The organism is Pseudoalteromonas sp. NS-SX12 (assembly GCF_057367955.1).
Genome location: NZ_CM170634.1, coordinates 2,144,771 through 2,164,997, shown reverse-complemented (window position 1 = coordinate 2,164,997; position 20,227 = coordinate 2,144,771). Strand labels below are relative to the sequence as shown.

The following is a 20,227-nucleotide window of genomic DNA, read 5'->3' as shown; positions in this document are numbered from 1 at the left end:
GTCTTTTACGCAATTAACGTTATCACAAAACGCATCGTGAAACAGCTTGATAAAGCAGTTACCACTCAGTAATTTACAAAGCGCAAGCATGTTTTTGATGATTATGCTAAATTCACAGTATACAAGCCGAATTTGATCATATTAGCTTTCTGTTTATGACAAAACAAAATAAAAAAAATGAACTACCGAAAAACCCCACGTTAAAAGACATTAACTGGTTTAAAAAACAGTTAAATTGGGGTGAACTCCCACCTTTTTATCATTTGGTGGCAGCTTCTGTTGGTGAAGCAGAAGGTGTATTTAGTCATGGCTTTGATAACGCGATTAAGCGTATTACCGATAAACGCAACTGGAACTTAGCACTCCTTGGTGGCGAAGAACTCGAAAACGGTGAAATTAAGTGCGATAACCCACCAAGACTTGCCCTTTATCAAGTATTCACTGAACGTGGCTTTGAACTTTTTGCCTTTCCTTATGCCAAAGACAAAGAAATCGACCAGTACGTAAAAGAAAATAAATTGATGGAATTTAAAGTATGGGATCCCCATGCAATGCGCAATGTGCTGCGAATTAATCAGCTCCATAAGTACATCCAGTTTTATTTTCAACGCGGTGATGAAGCAGACAAAGCGTTAATTCTGCATTCACATAAAATAGTGCATAAGACCATTGAATTTTTAAAGAGCGAACTAAACGTTATAAAAGTCTCGGGAGTGTCAATTAAAGAATACTACCAAAAAGCTGAACGCTCAGCCGACGCTTGTCAGGACGAACTTGCACTCGCTCATTTAATGGCAAATGAAATGCTACAAAAAAAGGAATAACATGCCAAAACCCAGCCTTTTAAAAAAGCTAACGTGCTTTTGTTTCGCACTTTCGCTTCCCGTTGTGGCACAAAATAATTTTAAGTTACCCGATCTCGGCACCTCAGCAGTACAAGTATTATCAATCGAAAAAGAACGCGCCATCGGCGATGTTATGATGATGCAAGTGCGTGGCACCTCACGTGTAATGCAAGACCCCGCACTCGATGAATACCTTACTAATATTGGTAATCGTCTTGTTGCCCATGCTGATGACATTCGCTTCCCGTTTGAGTTTTTCTGGATTAATAGCAAAGATATAAATGCGTTTGCCTTCTACGGCGGTCATGTTGGCGTGCATACAGGGTTAATAATGAACGCCGATAACGAAAGCCAGCTGGCGTCAGTACTTGGACACGAAATCGCTCACGTAACACAACGTCACTTAGCAAGACGTTTACAACAAGCAAAAGACAATCAAGGACTCACCATTGCAGGGATGATAGCCGGCATTTTAACAACCATGATTGCCCCCGACGCAGGTATGGCTATTTTGGCTGCAAGCCAAACACAAGCGCAACTAAGTCAGTTAACGCACAGCCGAGGCGCAGAACAAGAAGCAGACCGCGTTGGCATGCAAACACTAAATAGCGCCGGATTTGATCCAAGAGAATCAAGCGAATTTTTAGCAAAACTTGCCGATCAAATGCGTCATATGCCCAAACCACCAGCATTCTTACTGACTCACCCATTACCCGATTCTCGTGTTTCAGATGTGCGTATGCGCGCACTGCAATACCCTGAACGCTTTATCGATTCGTCGTTAGATTTCTCGTTAGCAAAAGCACGCGTAATTGCACGCTACGGGCAAGAAAGCGCGAAAGCAGAACAAGAATTTCGTAAACATTTACGCATTAACCGTTTTGCACTTACCACAGCAGCAGAGTACGGCCTTGCCTTAACACTGATAGACCAAGAGAAATATGATGAGGCAAACGACCTTCTCACTAATTTAGAGAAAAAAGTACCTGGTAGCTTATTTATTCTTGATTCAAAAACCGATTTATTACTCGGTCAGAAAAAATACGACGAAGCACTCGCCATGCTAAAAAAAGAGTATCAGCGCCAACCTAATAATCAGGTGGTCACGCTCAATTATGCCAATGCCGCTATAACAGCAGGCAAACTCGATTTAGCACACCAATTACTTAAGTACTTTTTGCTCGAAAAACCAGAACATGTATTAGGTAAAGAACTGCTAGCACAAACTTATAAAGAGCAAGATGACAAAGCGTCTTACCATGAATTAAGAGCCAGCATTTACACTGATTATGGTGCCTATGCTCAAGCTTCAAACGAAGTACAAAAAGCATTGAATCATGTGGATACGGAAGATGAAATTAAGCAGCAACGCTTAAAAGCGCGATTAAAAGAATATCGCCTAATGCAAAAAGAGCTCGCGAAACTTTAATTTCATCTTTAAGCACATTACAATCACGCAAAAAATAGATTTGAGAATCCTATGACTGTTAAAATTTTTCACAATCCTCGCTGTTCAAAATCACGTGAAACCCTTGCATTGCTTGAAAAGAATGCCGTTTCTCCTGAGATTGTTGAATATTTAAAAGATGTGCCAAGCGCGCAAGATATTAAACAACTTTTATCCCTATTAAATTTTGATTCTGCGCGTCAATTAATGCGCACTAAAGAAAAAATTTACAAAGAGCTTAATCTAAAAGATGAAACAAGCGAAGACGCATTAATTGATGCAATGGTTGCTAATCCTAAATTAATTGAGCGCCCAATCGTTATCAATAATGGCAAAGCAGCAATTGGCCGCCCACCTGAAAGCGTGCTTGCAATTATCTAATGTCTTATTTATTAGTGCTGTATCATTCTCGTACCGATTCAGTAAAAAATATGGCGTACGAGATCAGCGACGCAGCACAACACGCTGGCATCGACGTAAAAATTCGCTGTTTCAGCGATGATTCTGACGACCTAGTTGTGACCATTGACGAATTAAAAAATTGTGCGGGCCTTGCCTTTGGTAGTCCAACACGGTTTGGCATGATGGCCTCACCAGCAAAACAGTTTTGGGAAACTACTAGTGATTTATGGTTAGCCGGTCAATTGATTGATAAGCCCGCTGCTGTATTTACGTCATCAAGCAGTCAACATGGCGGTAATGAATCAACATTACTGTCAATGGCATTGCCTCTGTTGCATCACGGCATGCTGTTATGCGGCGTACCCTATGATGTGCCTGCGTTATCAGCCACACAAACTGGTGGCACCCCGTACGGTGCAAGCCATGTATCCGGGCTTACAAATTCAAGTAATTTAAGTCAGGACGAAATCGCCATTTGCCAAAGTGTTGGCAATCGACTCGCTAAACTAATTAAGCAATTACAATGAGTAAAATAGAGAAACAAGCAATTACAAAGCGCTATCAAAAAATTGCGCTATTCGGTTACATTGGGTTATTAATTTTAATGCCAACCTGGTTACTCGGGTTATCACCACGTGAAGGTTACAGCACTGGGTTCGTTATTGGCCTTTACATTGTGCCTTTATTACTGCCGCTCAAAGGTATTATTCAAGATAAACCCTACACCTACGCTTGGGCTAACTTTATTGTCATTATCTATTTTTTGCATGGCTTTACCTCCTTGTGGGTGGCGCAAAATGAGATGATTTTTGTTTTGCTTGAGCTGCTTTTTGCCAGTTGTATGTTTATTGGTTGTACATACTACGCTCGCTATCGTGGCCAAGAGTTAGGGCTTAAAATTAGAAAGCTAAAAGAAGAGCTTGCTGAAGAAAAAGCAGCCTTTGAAGATAAAGAATAAAAAAAGCGGCAAATATGCCGCTTTTTTTAAATCTCTCACTAACAATTACTTATCTAATGTTTCAAGCAGTGAGTTAAACCAAGGTGTCGCCACAGGCAAAGGATCAAAGTGTTCACTCGCATCGACCTTTAACAGTTCTATCACTTCATTTCCTTGCAACTCAATGAGTAACTCTCTAAATTTTCTGCCAGCGCCACAGTAAGTTTCTCCATAACTACTGTCGCCCATTGCAATCACAGCAAATGGCTTATTAGAAATTAACGGAAACTCCGACTTAAGGGCCAAATACAAAGATTCAAGTTCAAAAGGAATATCCCCCTGCCCAGTTGTTGATGTAACTACCAAAATCACATCACTTGAAACAAAGTCAGCGATACTGCCTGGGTTATAGAGTTCAAATCCATGACCTTTTGACTGTGCAATTGACTCTAGTTGTTCAGCAAGGGCTTCTGCCCCACCGTAAACGGTACCAATGAAACACTTAATATTTGCCATTTTTTCTCCTAGTGTTAGTTCCCTAAACCAACTTTATTAATGGGTAATGCCCCACATCTTTAACCTTGCAAATGAGGTAGTTAACTTACTCCCAAATCAATAAAGCTGGCACTAAAACAGTTTAGGCAATCAGGTGTTATTTTAGCAACCGATAATCTTTCTCTTCACCTGGCCAGCCTAAGCGCTTAAATAATTCAAGCTCCGGCTCGCCTATTGAGGCCTCAATATGAATTGTCTGCTTACTAAAGGGATGCTCAAAAGTGAGTTCTTTAGCAAATAACATCAAGCGATTTAAGCCAAACTCTTGCTGGAAAAAATGATTCTGCTTGTTATCACCGTAATTTGCATCATTCAAAATGGGGTGATTAATATGGTTTAAATGGCGCCTAATTTGGTGCTTGCGGCCAGTTTTTGGTAAACACTCTACCAGTGAATAACGCACCGTTGGAAACTTACCAAGTGGTTTATTGATCACAGCTTGGTGTAAACACTTAAAGTCGGTTTGTGCTTCTTGCGCTGGTTTTTCTTTATCGGCAAACTTATCGGCAATCTTATCGTGTTTGTATTTGAGTGCATGATCCACATGTAACGACTCTGGCGCAAAACCACGGGTTAGCGCTAAGTACCGCTTGCTGATCTTATGCTCTGAAAAGAGTGAACTTGCGGTACGCGCTACATCACTACTTAAACCAAATAACAACACGCCAGAAGTAGGCCTGTCTAACCGATGAAGCGGAAACACATGTTGATCAATTTGGTCGCGTAGCATCTGCATCGCAAAATGAGTTTCACGTTTATCTAAAAAAGAGCGATGCACTAATAAACCCGACGGTTTATCAATCGCAATAAAGTGTTCATCACGATATAAAATCGGTAATTCACCAAACATTAATTAAGCGCCTTATCTAATTTTTTAATCACATCAATCACTTTTGGATAATCGCCTAACATTTGCTCTGCCATCGGCGTGATATTGGCACCTTTTGGCAACGGTTGATTTGCGGCAACGAGTTGCTTCATTTTGATAATAAATACAAATTGTAACCATTGTTCAAACCGCATTGTGTCATAACAAAATGGCGCAGTAGATGCGAATGCTGCAGTATTTGGTGGTGTGTTTGACCACAGTTGATGTACTTTTAACGTGTCACTTAATTCGTCGAGCAGTTGAATGATCATATCGGTGTTATATTACTTAGCTATTCACGTATTTTATCAAAACTTCGCTGCTTTTCATTGTATAATGAGCAAAATGCTCGAATGGATAATTATTAATGCAACACACTATCTCAAGCCTTGGCGAACTTCTTGATAATGCAGGCACCACATGGCGCGTTTTTGACATGGGTCGCCGCATTCAAAAAATTGATAAGCAAACATTTTCGCAAATAGAAAATAATCAAATCCCCTATCCATTTCCATTGCAACAACATGCGTTTTTAGCGATTCAATTTTGGAATAGCCACGAGACAGAAACGCCCTACATTTGGTTTTTGAAAATGCCGCTCGACGAACAAAGTAAACTGGTTCAAGCAAGCCGCAATCATTTTGCATCAATGGTACTCGAGGCACTTGGAAATCAACTTACAGGCAATGACGAAGCGCAAAGCCAGCTCGATAATAACCCGTATGTATTTACACCAAACGCAAATAAACTCGCTGCGTTTAATGCCATTATTAAAAAAGAACTAAAACAAAGCGCATCAGCCTACTATGAACATGTAGAACTTTATTTTAGCGGTAAGCTTGGTTTTAATGAATGGCAGCAACTTGGCTTGCAAGGCATAGCTGATTTTGCAATGCGCTTAACAGATACCAATCAAGACAACTTAATAAAAGCATTAGATCAGTTACCACAGCCCGTTGTTAATTCATTGGCTGCAACCCTTGAACACAGTGCAATTTCGGTTGCTTTAACGGAAGCGTTGTACGTTCAGTTTGAAAACGCTGTTAAACAACAAAACAGTGAAAATATCATTAACTACTTACGCATGATGTCAAATACTTCTGCCACGGGTATTTTAGAACGTGCTGTCGCAAAGTTAGTAACGACACCAACCTTGCTTAACCTTGATACCGTATTAACGCTCACAGGGCGCTGCTGGCATGTGCTCGCAAATCATGTTGTCGCTCTTATGGATTACCTTGCATCAGAACACGACCAAGATGTTTTTGCTGGCATTTTTGCTGATCTTGTTGCAATTCCAAGTTTACGCCCTCATATGTTAGCAATGATCCGAATGCAAAATAGAAGCGAAGCCCTTTCGCGTGCAATTGGAAAACTATTTCAACAATAATTATTAGGTAACGTTATGGCGTCAATCTGGCTTATTCTGGCTGTTGCTACACTGATCTACTTATTTTGGCTTGACCGACAAGCTGCTGAAAGTGCAAGAGAATATGCCAATCGCCATAGCGAAAAACTGAATGTACAGTTTCTTAGTATTGCGTGTACCAAAAAACGTATTGGTATTTTAAAAAATGGAAAACCAGGGCTTAAATCAACTTTTGTTTGGGAGTTTTCGAGCAATGGCGAAGACAGTTACAATGGCGTCGTTAATTTAGAAAATGACAAAGTAATTAGTGTTGATGTGCCGCCACATAAAATAAACTAATTTTTAGTACGTCAGAAAAAGCTAAGGCGCAACATAATGCCGCGCCTCAAATTCGAAAAAACATCCATTTTTCCCTGGTTATCCATCACCATTTATGCTTTCGCACATCCATTTCTCATCCATTGAAGGAAACCAATCCATGCTTCCCTGGCTATCCTTGTCCCAATTCCTACCCTCATCCTGAGGTGTCCTCTTTGCTCCTAGCCTTTCCCTGTATTTTGGTTTTTCCTAAACCATCCTTTAAACGCTCCTGCGTTTATCCCTTTTGCATCTTTGCAAAACACTAACTCATTTAGTGCACCGCCATCCCTGCATCCTTGTCCTTTGCTCCCTTGATACGCCCTGTATCTATGCCTAAATTCCATTCCTTGGCATAAAACATACTTCCTGTATGTTTGCTTCCTTGTTGATGTTAATAATAGTGAGAATTTGTGACTAATGTAATGAGGTAAATTGATTCTAAATTTATTAATCTTTTATACATATTATAATTTTTCTTTTATTACATAGAGTTAAATGAAAATAAGTGCTATTTACAGCACTTAAAGCATCACAAACTCACATCATTGTGAGATATTTCTTACACACTATTTGTCAGAAAGCGACTTAGCCCTTTTGCTTAACAAACAGTTTTCCAGACACTTTGGTAAATGTAAGTTCAGTTTCACCTTGGTAACCTTCACTTATAAATAAATCGTGAAAACGTTCCCGTGTAATGAACACCGCACTTGCTTGCGCCCCATCAGATTTAACAACGTCATCAATTGCTCTTAATAAGTAGCGGCCGATACCTTGGTGTTGCACATGAGGATCGACTGCAAATAAGCTAATAAAGCAGCAGTTAGAGAAGCTTGCGACGGCTTGGTGGATTGCTTTTTCTTTTTCGATAAGCTGATTGGTAGATAATACCCCGGTGTTAAGCATTAATTTTAAGCGCCAGTGCCATACTCTGTCCGCAGCTAAAGCATCATTGGCTTTTTGCACACAGCTAACCGCGAGCAAATTGTCACCGGCAAATACGCCGATAATATGCTGATGGCTTTGCCAAAAGCTGGCTAGCTCTTCACGTATTAATAAGCGGAGTTTTTTCTCGTAAGCACCTTTATTTGCTTTATCGTATCCCAAGATTTGCTGAAATAACTCATCATCGTGATACGCTTGATACAATACACTTGCTGCGATTTTGCAGTCTTCTGCGGTTAAATAGCTGGCTTTTAATGCGGTATCTAACGCTGGGGTTGCTAATGTTTCGTCGGCCATAATATCTTCCTTTATTATTATTGTTCACACTTCAAGTTAGCACATTATTTGAGCTATTCTATAGTTATAGCGTTAAAACAACCTTCTTTAGCAAACATAGGAGCAATATTATGGAATCAGGTTCACATGCAATGAATGATCTGTTTTCACAACTTGGGCTCGATTCGACAGATGAAGCGATTGAACAATTTATCGCTACCCATAAAATTTCACCAAGCCTAATACTTGCCGATGCGCCATTTTGGAGCCAAAGCCAAGCGAGCTTTATTAAAGAATCAATCGAGCAAGACGCTGATTGGTGTGAAATTATCGATCAACTCGATAGCCTGCTCCGTTAGATTACAGTAAAATTGCCTAATGGTTTAAAAAGGGCACATTTATGCAAGATATCGTCATCGCAACTATCAGTAAGCTGTTAGCTGCCAACAAGCAACCCAACGTTGCACTCGTAAAAGCAAATTTACCTCAACCGGTGCCAATGCCTATCATTATTGATGTGCTTGCACGTTATAAACAAAACCCAAGCGATTTTGAACGTCAAACACTAAAGCAAGTGCAACAGCCAGAACAAACCTCAAGTGCGTCGCAAACGCAACTCGATCGTATCGAAGCTAAGCTCGATAAATTGTTATCCCTGCTAGAAAATAAATAATCCCATGTACATTGTCGACCTTACCTTTGATTGCTATCAAGACACCACACTCGATGCGGCTGAACAAGCCATAGTGCGTTTAGTTAATGCACTGCGCTTTAATGGCCAAATTATCGGGGAAGAATTTCCAACAACGCTAAAAGATGGCTTTTTTATTACCCGTGTTATGTGCCCAGAAGAAGACGCACTGCATCCGTTAAATCACAGTCCGTTTGTAAAATTTAGCTTAGAGAAACTCAATGAAGCTGGCTTATTACAGCCAAAAGTAAAAGTAATTGGGCAAGATATTCATTCCAATGGCTCTGACGCTTGCTCATCGCCATCGAGCTATATTTTATATACTACCTATTTGCATACCTGTAGCCCGCTATACTGTGGTGACGACTTTATGCCCGTACCACTATATAAAGTGCCTGCTGTTGCCAATGGTGACTTCAAAGCCCTGCTAAAGTGGCAAGAAGATTGGCAAGCCTGCGACCAAATTCAAATCAATGGTGCAACACGCTGCGAATTTGCAGCAATTAAAGAATTAGCCGATATTGATAGTGACCTTTTTAGACGCGGTATGGATTTATCAAAGCGCATTCGCTTCCTTACGAAAAAACCGGTGTATTACTATTTATACCGAGTGGGCGGGTTATCAAAAGAGCAAGAGTTGTCGCGTAAATGTCCTAAATGTGACGGTGATTGGCGCTTAGAGGAGCCATGGTTTGGCTTGTTCGATTTTCGCTGTGATACCTGTGAGCTGGTATCTAATATTTCATGGGACTTTCAGTAACTTCAAAACAGTAATAAGGCGCAAAGCGCGCCTTATTACTTAAACAAAAAACGATTCTGCAACGGAATGAAAAGTTTGGCTGTTGCTGTCACGGCAATTTTTCATCGTAGGTGATGGTGCTTTGGCTCGCAAGCACGACCACATAGTTAATCACCTTGATATTAAACGTTATTGTGCGTAGTAGAGACCAGAGCAGTCAGCTAAAAATGCTTCCATTGAGTCTGCTAATTTATGATGTGGTTCTTTGCCAAGGTATTCAAGCCAGATACTTGCATCCTCTAATTTCATTACAAGTAGCAAATCATCTTCTTCACAGGTTGCAAAAAACACCGTATCAGCTTGTTTTAATCGACGCTTCATAAGCACATGGCCGGTTATATTTTGCTGTAAACGATCAAAGTCTTGTTCGCTCCAAGCTTGCAATAAACAAAGATTATGCTCTTGATAGCTGGCAAATAAATTATCGCTGTAAAAGCTGCCAAAATAGGCCTGAAGTGCCGCCGGAAATTTTGTTTCAAGGGCTTTTTCTAAACCTCGCATATTGCCGTTTTGCGCCACTTGCTGCCAAGCAACCGAATCATTTTCGACACTATTTGGTATTTCACATGGACTTGGCCAATCGCTATCGTGAAACACGCGTGGTGCCTGCCCTGTTTTTTGCTGTGCTAATTGCGTAATTTCCGTGTACACGCGTTGTAAGTTTTCGCTAATTGACATACTGCCTTTGCCCAATTTATTCGTTACAATAGTTAATTATTTTACCGATTTTAATCTGATTATGTCACATTACCAAGACGCGCCTGAATTAAAAGGTGCATTACTCGGACAACAAACCGAATATAAAGACAGTTACGATGCATCGTTACTGTTTCCCATTGCACGAAAACTTAATCGCGACGATTTAAATATCGATGAAAGTGCATTGCCATTTAAAGGCGAAGATACATGGACAGGCTATGAGCTTTCTTGGTTAAATCAAAAAGGTAAGCCAGTCGTAGCTGTTGCTGAGTTCATTTTCCCAGCCACCAGCAGCCATATTATAGAATCAAAGTCATTTAAACTGTATTTAAACAGCTTTAACCAAACTAAATTTGATTCTATGGCGCAGGTTCAGCAAATTCTAACCAGCGATTTATCTAAAGCAGCAAATTGCGATGTGGTTGTAAAACTTTTCAATGCAGACGATTTCGATTGCTTAATGCCAACCCCATTTACTGGCACGTGCTTAGATGATTTAGATATTGAAGTAAGTGAATACGATCTCAATACCGAGCTACTCAAGGCCGATGCGAGCAATGAGATTGTGACTGAGACACTGTATAGCCATTTATTAAAGTCTAACTGCTTGATCACATCACAGCCAGATTGGGCATCGGTGGTGATCCGCTATACCGGCAAAAAAATATGCCATGAGAGTTTACTCAAGTACCTTATTTCATTTAGAAATCATAACGAATTTCACGAACAATGTGTCGAGCGCTTGTTTTGCGATATTCAGAATAAGTTTTCGATGACGCAACTTGAAGTATTTGCACGCTATACGCGTCGTGGTGGTTTAGATATCAACCCGTATCGCTCTACCGATTTTACGACAACACAATTTAAGTTAAAAAGTAACCGCCAATAAGCGGTTACTTAAACTATCTTTATTTTTCTGTGGTTTTTGCGCGTTTAGGCACGTTTAAGCCACAGACATCGATGTAATTTGCTTGGTGGTGAAACCAAGGTTCCGGGCGATTGCGTCGTGATTCAATATACCGCTTAAAACTATCACTATTGGTTTTCATCACTTCAATATTATGTGCTGGCGAATCGCTTAAATCTGCTGCCACAACAAAATTGCGAATTGGATTAAAGCTAACATCTTCAATCGTCGTTTTTGCTTTTCTATCTAGTCGTTGAATATGCTCAATACCCGTTACAACGCGTCCAAACGATGTGATATTTAAATCTAAATAACGGTGATTGCCCAAAATCATGTAAAACTCTGTACCACCACTATCAAGCTCGTTGCCTCTTGCCATGGCAAAATTGCCAATACAGTGGGTTTGCCATGTTTGGGTGCTCGCCGCATTTTGCGCCACAGCAAAACCATTTAAAAATCCAGTTTTATCAGCATAACCATCTTGTGGATCCACAAGCTGAATCGCGATTGGCTTTTGTGTTGTTTTTGTAAATTCCGCGGCGATGGATTTGCTGGCTGTTTTCGGTTGTTTCTTTTCTGAAATATCACCACCTTGCGCAACAAAGCCCTCGACAAAACGATAAATATTTAAGTCTTTATAAAACCCTTCTCGTACTAACTTTTTAAAGTTAGCAACGTGATTAGGAGCGAGCAACGGGTTTAGTTCAATTACTACATCGCCAGTGTTTAGCGATAGTATTAACGTGTTTTCTAAATCGAGCGCACGCCATTCACTTTGGCTTGATTGTGCTATCACTTTGGCAGGTGATAATGGTTTATCATTGCTTTGGCTTGCTGTGCTGGTAACAGCCAACGCGCCTACAACCAGCGATATTAGGGTTTTTCTTATCATTATTAGTCCCAATCAAATTTATATAAAATATCGAGCGAATCATTTAGGCCACTAATCGCTTCAATATACAGTTTTGGTAGTAATTGATAACGCACTGCAACTTCGCTCATCGAATCAAATATGCCAATACTGTATCGCACTTGAATGCCGGGCGCGACATAACCTGAAATCTCTACTTTGGTTTCTTCACCACTGCCGCGTGATGATAACGACACATCTTCAATACCGATTGCTTCACCGATTTTTGTAATACTGCCCTCACCACGCGCAAGACCGCGCGATAATAAAAGCTGGGTTAACATGCCATCACTCGATGAATTAGAATCGCTAAGCGGACGCCCTGACAATAAATAAGACAACGCCATAGCTTGATCCATTTTGGGATCTGAAAATACTTCAAGGCGTGGTTGTTCAACACCACCTGTAAGTTTTATGCCGGCGATAACACCGTCTTCAGTAAGGTCAGGATTACGAATGGCTCTTACATTCAGTAGCGGTTTATCAACCGCACCATTAAAGGCGATTTGCCCTTTTTCGATTTGTAGCTCCTGCCCTAACCCGCGATAGTAACCTTCTAATAACGCCACTTCACCCGTTGCAATCAGCGGCGTATCGCCCACTTGTTTAAACAGCACATCGCCCTTTAACTTTGAACGTAAACCAAACGAATCAATACGCACATTGTCATCAATGACAACTGAAAGGTCGATACCGTAGCGAATTGGTAACGGTTTCTTCGTTTGTTTAGCAGCATCGACAATAACTTCATCATCGGAAACGCTTACAGCACCTTCAGGTAGTTCTTTTACTTTAATGCGGCCATCAACGACACGTACTTGCCCTGAGATATTGGCGAATTGCTGTTCATAGGTCATATTAATATTTGGTGATATTGCAAACCACAAATTAGGCTCAAGGGCGATTTTAAAACCATTGCCTTTAATATTGGCACTCGCACTCGGTTCGCCTTGCCAATTTGCTTGGCCATCAAGCGCTAAGCTGCCTTTATTGCTATCAAATAATTCGCCGTTGAGATTAGCACTATGATCATTAAAGTTTATAGCCATATTGCCTTGTTCAATGCTCAATGGTGTCCATGGCGCGAGAAACGCAAGCCCTTGCAGAGCTAGTTTTCCGTTTATTTGTGGCGAAAACGCGCTACCTGATAAGGTAACATCGGCATTAAGTTCACCGTCGAGCTTATCAATTTGCTGGCTAAAGCCGGTTAAATTACTAAAATAGAGCGCTTGTAATTGTATTTTGCCGGTTAACGCACGTTTTCCGGTCACATCAGTAATATCGATATCACTAATAATGTTGCCGAGCACGGACGATGCTAAGTTTGCGTCTAGCATTACGCTTTTTTGGTCCGCCTTAGCGTTCAAATAAAACTGTTCGATTGGTACTTGCGTTTTAATAAAGCTTTCGTTGATTGCAAAATTAACATCGCTGGATTTTATCTCACTATTTAAACTCAATAACTTGCCATTTTGCCAGCGTGCATCTAAATGACCGACTAATTGGCCTGTAGGCGTTATGGTTTTAGGAAGCGCTAACGTTAATACAGAAAGATCAAAGTGCGTTAATGCTAACGATAATTCACCTTGCTCGGCCGATGCGGTTAAAGGTTTTAAACAAAAGGCTGTATTGGTGCCTTGCCAGCAATGTTCGCTAACATTAACTTGCCCTGAGTTTACGTGATAACTGAAATCTATCGCTTGCTGATTGGTTAAATTGATTTTTTGATTTTTAAGCGCCAGCTTATTTACGCTACCAGCATATTGGTTGTTGATTAAACCACCGTTAATTTGTGATTTTGCATTTACTGTTTCAGATTCTAACGATAGCTTAGCCAAATGTTGCTTTAAGTCGCCCTCTATCAAAACGGAAACCGCATGAATTGGCTGATCATCAAGTGAGATCCCTTTGGCATCAAATGCAATCTTACTTAAATAATTTTTTGCAACATCAACATGGCCTTCACTGCTTAGCGCATCAATTCGGTACTCTTCAAATGCCAACTGTTTTAAATTTGCTTGCCAGCGCGCTTTTGGTTTTTCGAGTTCGCCGGTAATTTTAAACTCAGCGTTTCCGTGTCCTGACAACCTTGGGTCAAGCCTATCGGGGTTTACTAAATTCAGGTTACCTGAAATATCCCACTCTTTTGTTATTTCACCGTGTAACGTTAATTGGTTTTTGTCACTGGTAATCTGTAACTGAGATATTGACGCTTTTAGGCTATCATCAACGTTCATCGCAACAATCGCATCGATAGGCGCATTGTTTATTTGACCGGCAACTGCAAATTCCGGAATATCGAGTTGCCACTCGTTACCATTTGCGCGTACCGCCAAGTCACCTTTTAGCGCCAAGTTAGAGGCAACCGAAGGCAAAAATTCCTCAGTACTAATATTCTCAGATAATACTGAAATAGAGGCATCAACCCCTTGTTGCCAATTGACCTTACCTGCGAGTGTTAATGTACTTTTTTCACTTTCGATACCCAAGCGTTCAATATTGAGTTCAGAGAAGTTACCTTTGCCCTCACCATCAATCGCAAGCTTTGGCATATCTGTAACACTTAGCTTTGTGTTCAAACTATAATCAAAAGCGGTCAAATCGCCTTTTGCACTAACGCTTGCGTCATCTACGGCGATTGTTTTATCGTCTTGTACTAGCTCTAAGTGCTTTGATAAAACGTTCAGTTCAAACGGTAATTGCTCATTCAGCAGCGATGCACTGCCATTAAGTGATGCACTGTATAAGCCCGTTAATTCACTGCTTATTGTTAATGCACTTAAATCACCTTCAAGATTCGCCTTAATAGCGTGTTTTGGGTGTTCAACGGTTGCGGTTAAGCTTATTGGGTTATGGTTTGCTAGTGACAACGCGCCGTTCAGTGCCGCACTGATGTCCTGATAATCAAGGCTTAAGTGAATAACATTTAAATCACTTGCTTGCTGCTTTGCCTGCAACGATACATTGTGGATCACTTGCGATGCGTCTGCTTGAACTAGCTCAAATTGCGATACACGCAGCGCGTTTATTTGCCAATCAAGTGGGGGTTCAAAGTGCAGTGGCGATATTTTTGGCATCGTTATTGGCGATGTTGTTTTTGTAGCACTGGTTTCTTTATCTTGTGTAGGCAACGCTAACTTAATCTTATTTACTGCTAAGCGTTCAACGGTCAGTTCACTCTTTTGCGCATTAAGTTGGGTAAAAAACTCACTGACATCAAGCGCCAACTCGCCTTGGGTGAAACGAAATGATTTTATTGAAAATGTTTTTACCGCTAGCGACACTGGCAGCTCTATTTTGCCAAGTGGCGATTGCGTATCAGGCTCTTGGGTATTGTTACTTGCTGCTAACTCAACCGCTACAGATTGCGCATTAAACTGCTTCACACATATCGCCGCACAACTATAAAAACGCACATCAAGCTGCGCATTAACTAACGTAAGCGCTAACTGTTCATTTTTATAATTAACGCTAAACTGACCGCCGCGTAACAAAGGATCGTCTTTCATGGAAATAGAAAGATTAGGTACTAGTTTGTTTGCACCGTAAACTATCAGTTGATTACCAACACCACTGAATACCAGCGCGACTAATCCAATAAGCAGTACTAACAAAGACCAAAATAGATTACGAAACACGCGTAAAACCGTTTTCGTAAGCGTGGTTTTAGTTATCGTTTCACTCATATTTCTGGCCCTATGGTAATACTAAAGCGACCTGTACGCGTGTCATCAGTAACAGCAAAGGCATAATCAATTCTTACCGGGCCAATTGGCGTTAACCATCGCAAACCAAGGCCTGTACCTACCTGAATTTTATCTTCGAAATCGTTGGTTGCAGTACCGGCGTCAATAAATAACGCGGCCCGCCAATTCGGTAAAAAGCGGTAGTTATATTCGGCACTGGTAGTCGCTAAGTACTGCCCTCCAACAACTTGATCATTAATTTTTGGTGCTACTGACTCGTAACGATAACCGCGAATACTTTTATCACCACCAGCAAAAAAGCGCATCGAAATTGGCACATCATTAATATCGTCAGTGATTATGGCGCCTATATTAATGCGGCCAAATAGCATATGGCGTTCAGCAAAAGTGGTAAGGCGTTGACCTAATAGCTGCACTTTTACTAAGTCTGTGTCGGATGCGAGGCTTTCGCTGGCAAATTCGGTGGAAATTAACAACTGCTCACCCCAATATGGCGTAGTTCCACCTAACGTACGTTTTCTTGCGTAACTAATGCCCGGCAGTACCATATTGCTGTGATAATGCGTGCTGTCTATTTCGTAATTTTCGATTTCATACTTTAAAAACGCGGTACGGATCCAATTACTGTCTGTAAGCCATTGTCGTTGTGCTTGCACCGTTGCTTTTCGGGATAGTTTGTTATCGTCATAAATATAACCCGCGCCAAAACGCCAAACATCATTATTCGGATCGTTCACCGGAATGGTATAGCTAATACGTGCTTGTGGGTCTACTTGACTGGCTTCAATATTGGTTTCAAGGTAATGGCCATTTTCGCTGATCCATGGTTTAGTCCATTTAAACCGTAACTTTAAACCGTTATCGTCGGTGCTTACACCACCACCGACCTCGAAACTGTTCTCAGGTTTATGCAGCAGTTGCACGATAACCGAGATCTCACCATTTTCACGATTAATAATATCGGGATAAACACGCACACTTTTAAAGTAAGGCATATTTGACAGTTGAATATTAAAATCAGTTACCGTGTTGTTATCATATGGATTGCCAACAACCATTGGATTTAAACGATGCACCAACTCGTACGCTTTTATTTCTTTGTCTAGCACAACAGGGCCAAATTTATAGCGAATTCCCGAATCCACATGTAAGCGAATAACCGCGCTGTAAGTACCACGGCGTACTTCAATGGCATGCTTTAACCACTTTGTGTCAAAATAACCATATTCGAAAAGCACAGAGCTTATCTGGCTTTTTGCTTTTTCATACGCGCTATGATTAAGCGCCTGACCAACCGCCAAGTTAAGCTTTGCAATCTGTTCGTTAATTTCTTTTTGCTTTGCAGCGTCACCGAAAATCTGAATATCGAGCTGGCTAATTTGTGTCACCGTTTTTGCATCGACATTAACAACGAGGCGTACTTTCCCGCCGTCATCTTCTGCTTTAACGTCAATGGTTGGTAAGTAATAACCAAACGGTTTTAACGCATTTTGCGTAAGCGTTTTGGCTTTTTTAATGATACTTGGAGAAAATGACTGTTGTTTGAGTTCATTTAAATATAACTCGACGTTGCGTTTTAGCCCGTCGTTGTCTGTTTTTACAGTAATGCTCGAAACAATTGGCGATGCCAATACTGAGCAAGAGAACAAACATAACACTGTAAAAATAATAATGCTGCGGAACAATTTATACTCAATTAATTTTAATTATGAATTCGGAGGCGATTGATTCTATAAACGCGCATCAATCTTTAGTTATTGAAGCTCACGTAAATTACAAGGCGAAACATCAAACTCCGTAATAGAAATACGCTCAACGAGCACAAAAATAGAACGTCAAAAATCAACCGTACCTATTCTAACCTGCCAAAATGTGCGAATAAACAAAAACATTCACGATTACATATTTACCCCGTTTCACGCACGCAGTAAACTTAGCGCTATAAATTATTACGTGAGTACCTTGATGGATTTTCCAACAGACGACAATGGGCAAATTTTGGCCGAGATGCACCAAGAAGGTGTCGATTTAACCAAGACACACACGCTAGACTTTTTTATTCTTTTTGAAAAAGTCAGTGATGCAGACAAGTTTGCCAAAGTTATTAGCGAGGACGATCTTGCACCTAATACCAAACAACAAAAATGCCCAGACACGGGGGTGTTTGAAGTGTTAGTGAGTGTTGAAATGGTACCAGACCATCAGCTTATTACTGATTTAGAGAACTACCTAGAATCGGTTGCTAATCCGCTTAATGGCTACGGCGACGGTTGGGGTATTTTAGCTGAGTAAGTAAGCTAGTAGCGTTAGTAAGTATGTTAACTTGCTAACGCTAAGCCAGCAGAATTACGCCACATTAATGGTGTTTCTCCCTGCTTCTTTTGAACGATATAGTGCTTTATCGGCGTCTTCAATCCACTGTTCGTATTTTGTATATTTACCATCAAACTGCGCAATACCTATGCTTATAGTAAGCGTGATTTCCGACTCTTCGTAATGGATCACCGCATCTTCTATGGTTTTACGCAAACGTTCGGCAAATACTTTGGCGCCATCTAAGTCGGTATCCACTAACGTTACAGCAAATTCTTCACCGCCATAACGCCCTGCTACATCCGACTCGCGCAGCACTTTTTTCAACGTTTGTGACACGAAACACAGCGCCGCATCGCCACCTTGGTGACCAAATAAATCATTGATCTTTTTAAAGTGATCGATATCGAACATTAACAAGCAACTTTTTGCCTGACTGCGTTGCTGACGCTTAAATTCTTTTGAAAAGCTTTCTTCCCAAAAACCACGGTTATAAAGGTTCGTTAACCTATCAACTCGGCTTAACTCTTCTAGTTTTGCGTTCGCTTGTTCAAGCTCTAGTTTGTTAACCGCCTCATCAGTCACATCGTAAATAATCACGCACAAGTGAGAAACTTCGCCTGTGGTGTTCGTCAGCGGAATAAGAGTGCCATTTTGGTACATGTAATCCGCTTTACCGGTGATTGGTCGGTAATTTTTAAACTTAAAAATATACGGATGCTGTTCCCAAATGGTGAAAGAACGAGTTTTTAACACAAATACCGATTCGGCCTTCGAGCGAAACCATGTTTCATCGATGCCTGGGAAAGCATCAAATACGTCTTTACCTTTTACCGCACTGGGTAACAAACCAGAATGAGCTTCCATAAAGCCATTCCAAACACAAATATTGTATTTTCTGTCTAACACCACCAAACCGACGTCTATGGTGTTAAACATATCCATCATCCAGTGAATTTCATTGAGTTCAAAGTCTACGCTCATAGTGTTAGTCTTCTAATAAGTATTGTGTTTTAAACTTGAGTGTTTTTAGTGAGTCTTCAGTAAATAACAGCATTAGATCACAGTTTACGTTGTGATTTTCAATGCCGTAACTGATCTCAATTGCTAACGTACGCTGCCAACGATCTTGGTTAGTACTGACTAAATCGGCTACGTTACAGTGCTGCCCCATTACCACAGGGTGCCCTTGTGAAAAGTGCATATCAAGCTGCTTAGCAAGTCCCGTTAATACTGCGCCAATGAGAATATTCCCCACATCCATTAACAGCTCTAGTTCCACTTTTTGATTCAGTTCACCTTCGTAATTCATTAAAGATGCGATTTCAACAAAACTTGAATCATTGAGTAGTAACAATGCTTCACCCGATACGCCACCGCCTATAAAGCCTTGACAAACACCAGATGTGGACGCATTGGTATCGATTGATTGCAGCGCCATTGAAAGCTCATTGACTTCTAATACGTTAACGTTAGGAATAGGTAGTTCAACAAAGACATTAAGCAAACGTGCTAATAAGTTACCCGCTTGTCCCATCGCTACGTTAGTGATCTCTTGATAGATATCTCGCAGTTCAGGATCGAGTTGCTCGCCAAGAGAATGCTGCAAGCGTTCGCGCATGGCTTTATCTTTAATGCCATGCTTTTCAATAATCTCTTCTAGCTTAGCGCCATCACACGGCTTAGTGATAAAATCAATTGCCCCCAGTGCCATCACTCGTTCATGGGCTGTTGGCTGAATATCACCAGACACCACCACCACCAGCACATGCAAATTCTCTGCTTTGATTGCTTGCAGCACTTCGTAGCCGTCCATTTGTGGCATATTAAGATCGAGAAACAGAATTTCAGGTTGAATCGCTTTTATTTGCTCTAAACAATGAAGACCATTTTCAGCGTATTCAATTTGTATGTCCCAATCATCTGGTAGCGAACGAGCGAGCTGTCGCCGCGCCAAACGAGAGTCATCACATATTAAAACTGGGGTTGCCATACTATCACTCTTATTTTTTGTCTTTATAAGTTTAGAGCAGGAAGTAGGTTTTAACTAGCACTGCATGAAATCTACGACTATTGTGCTAAAAATTGTAACAAATTACAAAAGTTTCGTTCACAAAGTTACCAATTTAATCAAATTGTAACGCGTTGAACTGTTCGCTTAAAGCCGCTAACAGATAAGTATTATTATCACTTTATCAGT

General features: G+C 40.7%; 22 protein-coding genes. 12 read left to right on the top strand and 10 right to left on the bottom strand.

Annotated elements, in window-relative coordinates:
• Positions 1 to 155: 155 nt before the first annotated feature.
• Genes AC2IOM_RS10060 through AC2IOM_RS10040 form a run of 5 tightly spaced genes read left to right on the top strand, consistent with a single transcriptional unit; the run spans position 156 to position 3,652 of the window.
• Positions 156 to 824, top strand: coding sequence for a hypothetical protein (locus AC2IOM_RS10060; RefSeq protein ID WP_105171218.1), 669 nt, complete (start codon positions 156 to 158; stop codon positions 822 to 824).
• 1 nt (position 825) lies between these two features.
• A complete protein-coding gene (bepA, locus tag AC2IOM_RS10055) occupies positions 826 to 2,274 on the top strand; it encodes a beta-barrel assembly-enhancing protease (RefSeq protein ID WP_100913609.1) in 1,449 nt (482 codons plus the stop codon).
• 51 nt (positions 2,275 to 2,325) lie between these two features.
• On the top strand, positions 2,326 to 2,673 hold the full coding sequence (gene arsC, locus AC2IOM_RS10050; RefSeq protein WP_486358265.1) for an arsenate reductase (glutaredoxin): 348 nt from the start codon (positions 2,326 to 2,328) through the stop codon (positions 2,671 to 2,673).
• Positions 2,673 to 3,221: an NAD(P)H-dependent oxidoreductase gene (locus tag AC2IOM_RS10045; RefSeq protein WP_105171216.1), complete on the top strand. Its 549-nt coding sequence runs from the start codon at positions 2,673 to 2,675 to the stop codon at positions 3,219 to 3,221. The genes arsC and AC2IOM_RS10045 overlap by 1 nt, the downstream gene beginning before the upstream one ends.
• Complete coding sequence (locus AC2IOM_RS10040) at positions 3,218 to 3,652, top strand: DUF2069 domain-containing protein (protein ID WP_105171215.1); 435 nt, start codon at positions 3,218 to 3,220, stop codon at positions 3,650 to 3,652. Before AC2IOM_RS10045 ends, AC2IOM_RS10040 begins: the two co-directional genes overlap by 4 nt.
• A gap of 45 nt (positions 3,653 to 3,697) precedes the next feature.
• Here AC2IOM_RS10040 and AC2IOM_RS10035 read toward each other — a convergent pair whose 3' ends face one another.
• The 3 genes from AC2IOM_RS10035 to AC2IOM_RS10025 form a co-directional block, all read right to left on the bottom strand.
• Positions 3,698 to 4,147 carry a flavodoxin domain-containing protein gene (locus AC2IOM_RS10035; protein WP_486358264.1) on the bottom strand — a complete coding sequence of 150 codons (450 nt, stop codon included), beginning with the start codon at positions 4,145 to 4,147 and terminating at the stop codon, positions 3,698 to 3,700.
• A 136-nt stretch (positions 4,148 to 4,283) separates the two neighbouring features.
• Complete coding sequence (gene truC, locus AC2IOM_RS10030; protein WP_010559861.1) at positions 4,284 to 5,036, bottom strand: tRNA pseudouridine(65) synthase TruC; 753 nt, start codon at positions 5,034 to 5,036, stop codon at positions 4,284 to 4,286.
• Complete coding sequence (locus AC2IOM_RS10025) at positions 5,036 to 5,326, bottom strand: YqcC family protein (protein WP_010559860.1); 291 nt, start codon at positions 5,324 to 5,326, stop codon at positions 5,036 to 5,038. The genes truC and AC2IOM_RS10025 overlap by 1 nt, the downstream gene beginning before the upstream one ends.
• A 95-nt stretch (positions 5,327 to 5,421) precedes the next feature.
• Here AC2IOM_RS10025 and AC2IOM_RS10020 point away from each other — a divergent pair, with 95 nt between their 5' ends.
• The gene (locus AC2IOM_RS10020) at positions 5,422 to 6,444 is read left to right on the top strand and encodes a DUF3549 family protein (protein WP_486358263.1); all 1,023 of its coding nucleotides are present in this window, start codon (positions 5,422 to 5,424) and stop codon (positions 6,442 to 6,444) included.
• 15 nt (positions 6,445 to 6,459) lie between these two features.
• Positions 6,460 to 6,762 (top strand): DUF3301 domain-containing protein, encoded by a 303-nt coding sequence (locus AC2IOM_RS10015; RefSeq protein WP_010559858.1) that lies wholly within the window; start codon positions 6,460 to 6,462, stop codon positions 6,760 to 6,762.
• 606 nt (positions 6,763 to 7,368) lie between these two features.
• On the opposite strand, the gene AC2IOM_RS10010 is transcribed toward AC2IOM_RS10015, so the two are convergent.
• Complete coding sequence (locus AC2IOM_RS10010; RefSeq protein ID WP_486358262.1) at positions 7,369 to 8,022, bottom strand: GNAT family N-acetyltransferase; 654 nt, start codon at positions 8,020 to 8,022, stop codon at positions 7,369 to 7,371.
• A 110-nt stretch (positions 8,023 to 8,132) separates the two neighbouring features.
• On the opposite strand from AC2IOM_RS10010, the gene AC2IOM_RS10005 reads away from it, so the two are divergent.
• The 3 genes from AC2IOM_RS10005 to AC2IOM_RS09995 are packed head-to-tail and all read left to right on the top strand — an operon-like array spanning position 8,133 to position 9,452.
• On the top strand, positions 8,133 to 8,360 hold the full coding sequence (locus tag AC2IOM_RS10005; protein ID WP_105171210.1) for a DUF2789 domain-containing protein: 228 nt from the start codon (positions 8,133 to 8,135) through the stop codon (positions 8,358 to 8,360).
• Positions 8,361 to 8,401: 41 nt separating this feature from the next.
• On the top strand, positions 8,402 to 8,674 hold the full coding sequence (locus AC2IOM_RS10000; protein WP_100913620.1) for a hypothetical protein: 273 nt from the start codon (positions 8,402 to 8,404) through the stop codon (positions 8,672 to 8,674).
• Between the two features lie 4 nt (positions 8,675 to 8,678).
• Positions 8,679 to 9,452 carry a Zn-ribbon-containing protein gene (locus AC2IOM_RS09995; protein WP_010559854.1) on the top strand — a complete coding sequence of 258 codons (774 nt, stop codon included), beginning with the start codon at positions 8,679 to 8,681 and terminating at the stop codon, positions 9,450 to 9,452.
• A gap of 168 nt (positions 9,453 to 9,620) precedes the next feature.
• Here AC2IOM_RS09995 and syd read toward each other — a convergent pair whose 3' ends face one another.
• Positions 9,621 to 10,169, bottom strand: a complete 549-nt coding sequence (syd, locus tag AC2IOM_RS09990; protein ID WP_486358261.1) for a SecY-interacting protein — start codon at positions 10,167 to 10,169, stop codon at positions 9,621 to 9,623.
• A gap of 61 nt (positions 10,170 to 10,230) precedes the next feature.
• Between syd and queF the strand changes: the two genes are divergently transcribed.
• Entirely contained in the window at positions 10,231 to 11,079 is an 849-nt protein-coding gene (gene queF, locus AC2IOM_RS09985; protein ID WP_486358260.1) for an NADPH-dependent 7-cyano-7-deazaguanine reductase QueF, read from the top strand.
• A gap of 19 nt (positions 11,080 to 11,098) precedes the next feature.
• On the opposite strand, the gene AC2IOM_RS09980 is transcribed toward queF, so the two are convergent.
• From AC2IOM_RS09980 to AC2IOM_RS09970, 3 genes are read right to left on the bottom strand one after another with little or no spacing between them, the layout of a single operon-like run.
• Positions 11,099 to 11,989, bottom strand: coding sequence for a peptidylprolyl isomerase (locus AC2IOM_RS09980; RefSeq protein WP_486358259.1), 891 nt, complete (start codon positions 11,987 to 11,989; stop codon positions 11,099 to 11,101).
• 2 nt (positions 11,990 to 11,991) lie between these two features.
• Positions 11,992 to 15,693, bottom strand: a complete 3,702-nt coding sequence (tamB, locus tag AC2IOM_RS09975; RefSeq protein WP_486358258.1) for an autotransporter assembly complex protein TamB — start codon at positions 15,691 to 15,693, stop codon at positions 11,992 to 11,994.
• A complete protein-coding gene (locus AC2IOM_RS09970) occupies positions 15,690 to 17,363 on the bottom strand; it encodes an autotransporter assembly complex protein TamA (RefSeq protein ID WP_486358257.1) in 1,674 nt (557 codons plus the stop codon). Before AC2IOM_RS09970 ends, tamB begins: the two co-directional genes overlap by 4 nt.
• Before the next feature lie 316 nt (positions 17,364 to 17,679).
• Here AC2IOM_RS09970 and AC2IOM_RS09965 point away from each other — a divergent pair, with 316 nt between their 5' ends.
• The gene (locus tag AC2IOM_RS09965; protein WP_010559848.1) at positions 17,680 to 18,006 is read left to right on the top strand and encodes a ribonuclease E inhibitor RraB; all 327 of its coding nucleotides are present in this window, start codon (positions 17,680 to 17,682) and stop codon (positions 18,004 to 18,006) included.
• Positions 18,007 to 18,060: 54 nt separating this feature from the next.
• On the opposite strand, the gene AC2IOM_RS09960 is transcribed toward AC2IOM_RS09965, so the two are convergent.
• Both AC2IOM_RS09960 and AC2IOM_RS09955 read right to left on the bottom strand, forming a co-directional pair.
• On the bottom strand, positions 18,061 to 19,011 hold the full coding sequence (locus tag AC2IOM_RS09960; protein ID WP_100913627.1) for a sensor domain-containing diguanylate cyclase: 951 nt from the start codon (positions 19,009 to 19,011) through the stop codon (positions 18,061 to 18,063).
• Positions 19,012 to 19,015: 4 nt separating this feature from the next.
• Positions 19,016 to 20,020: a response regulator gene (locus tag AC2IOM_RS09955; protein ID WP_010559846.1), complete on the bottom strand. Its 1,005-nt coding sequence runs from the start codon at positions 20,018 to 20,020 to the stop codon at positions 19,016 to 19,018.
• Positions 20,021 to 20,227 lie beyond the last annotated feature (207 nt).

Bases quoted from the DNA above. Each gene is read 5' to 3' on its own strand.
- AC2IOM_RS10040 (WP_105171215.1), top strand. From the start codon at position 3,218: ATGAGTAAAATAGAGAAACAAGCAATTACAAAGCGCTATCAAAAAATT.
- AC2IOM_RS10020 (WP_486358263.1), top strand. From the start codon at position 5,422: ATGCAACACACTATCTCAAGCCTTGGCGAACTTCTTGATAATGCAGGC.
- AC2IOM_RS09965 (WP_010559848.1), top strand. From the start codon at position 17,680: ATGGATTTTCCAACAGACGACAATGGGCAAATTTTGGCCGAGATGCAC.
- AC2IOM_RS10025 (WP_010559860.1), bottom strand. From the start codon at position 5,326: ATGATCATTCAACTGCTCGACGAATTAAGTGACACGTTAAAAGTACAT.
- AC2IOM_RS09955 (WP_010559846.1), bottom strand. From the start codon at position 20,020: ATGGCAACCCCAGTTTTAATATGTGATGACTCTCGTTTGGCGCGGCGA.
- AC2IOM_RS10015 (WP_010559858.1), top strand. From the start codon at position 6,460: ATGGCGTCAATCTGGCTTATTCTGGCTGTTGCTACACTGATCTACTTA.
- AC2IOM_RS10045 (WP_105171216.1), top strand. From the start codon at position 2,673: ATGTCTTATTTATTAGTGCTGTATCATTCTCGTACCGATTCAGTAAAA.
- AC2IOM_RS10005 (WP_105171210.1), top strand. From the start codon at position 8,133: ATGGAATCAGGTTCACATGCAATGAATGATCTGTTTTCACAACTTGGG.
- syd (WP_486358261.1), bottom strand. From the start codon at position 10,169: ATGTCAATTAGCGAAAACTTACAACGCGTGTACACGGAAATTACGCAA.
- queF (WP_486358260.1), top strand. From the start codon at position 10,231: ATGTCACATTACCAAGACGCGCCTGAATTAAAAGGTGCATTACTCGGA.
- AC2IOM_RS10060 (WP_105171218.1), top strand. From the start codon at position 156: ATGACAAAACAAAATAAAAAAAATGAACTACCGAAAAACCCCACGTTA.
- AC2IOM_RS09995 (WP_010559854.1), top strand. From the start codon at position 8,679: ATGTACATTGTCGACCTTACCTTTGATTGCTATCAAGACACCACACTC.
- tamB (WP_486358258.1), bottom strand. From the start codon at position 15,693: ATGAGTGAAACGATAACTAAAACCACGCTTACGAAAACGGTTTTACGC.
- AC2IOM_RS10000 (WP_100913620.1), top strand. From the start codon at position 8,402: ATGCAAGATATCGTCATCGCAACTATCAGTAAGCTGTTAGCTGCCAAC.
- AC2IOM_RS09960 (WP_100913627.1), bottom strand. From the start codon at position 19,011: ATGAGCGTAGACTTTGAACTCAATGAAATTCACTGGATGATGGATATG.
- AC2IOM_RS09980 (WP_486358259.1), bottom strand. From the start codon at position 11,989: ATGATAAGAAAAACCCTAATATCGCTGGTTGTAGGCGCGTTGGCTGTT.
- bepA (WP_100913609.1), top strand. From the start codon at position 826: ATGCCAAAACCCAGCCTTTTAAAAAAGCTAACGTGCTTTTGTTTCGCA.
- AC2IOM_RS10010 (WP_486358262.1), bottom strand. From the start codon at position 8,022: ATGGCCGACGAAACATTAGCAACCCCAGCGTTAGATACCGCATTAAAA.
- arsC (WP_486358265.1), top strand. From the start codon at position 2,326: ATGACTGTTAAAATTTTTCACAATCCTCGCTGTTCAAAATCACGTGAA.
- AC2IOM_RS10035 (WP_486358264.1), bottom strand. From the start codon at position 4,147: ATGGCAAATATTAAGTGTTTCATTGGTACCGTTTACGGTGGGGCAGAA.
- truC (WP_010559861.1), bottom strand. From the start codon at position 5,036: ATGTTTGGTGAATTACCGATTTTATATCGTGATGAACACTTTATTGCG.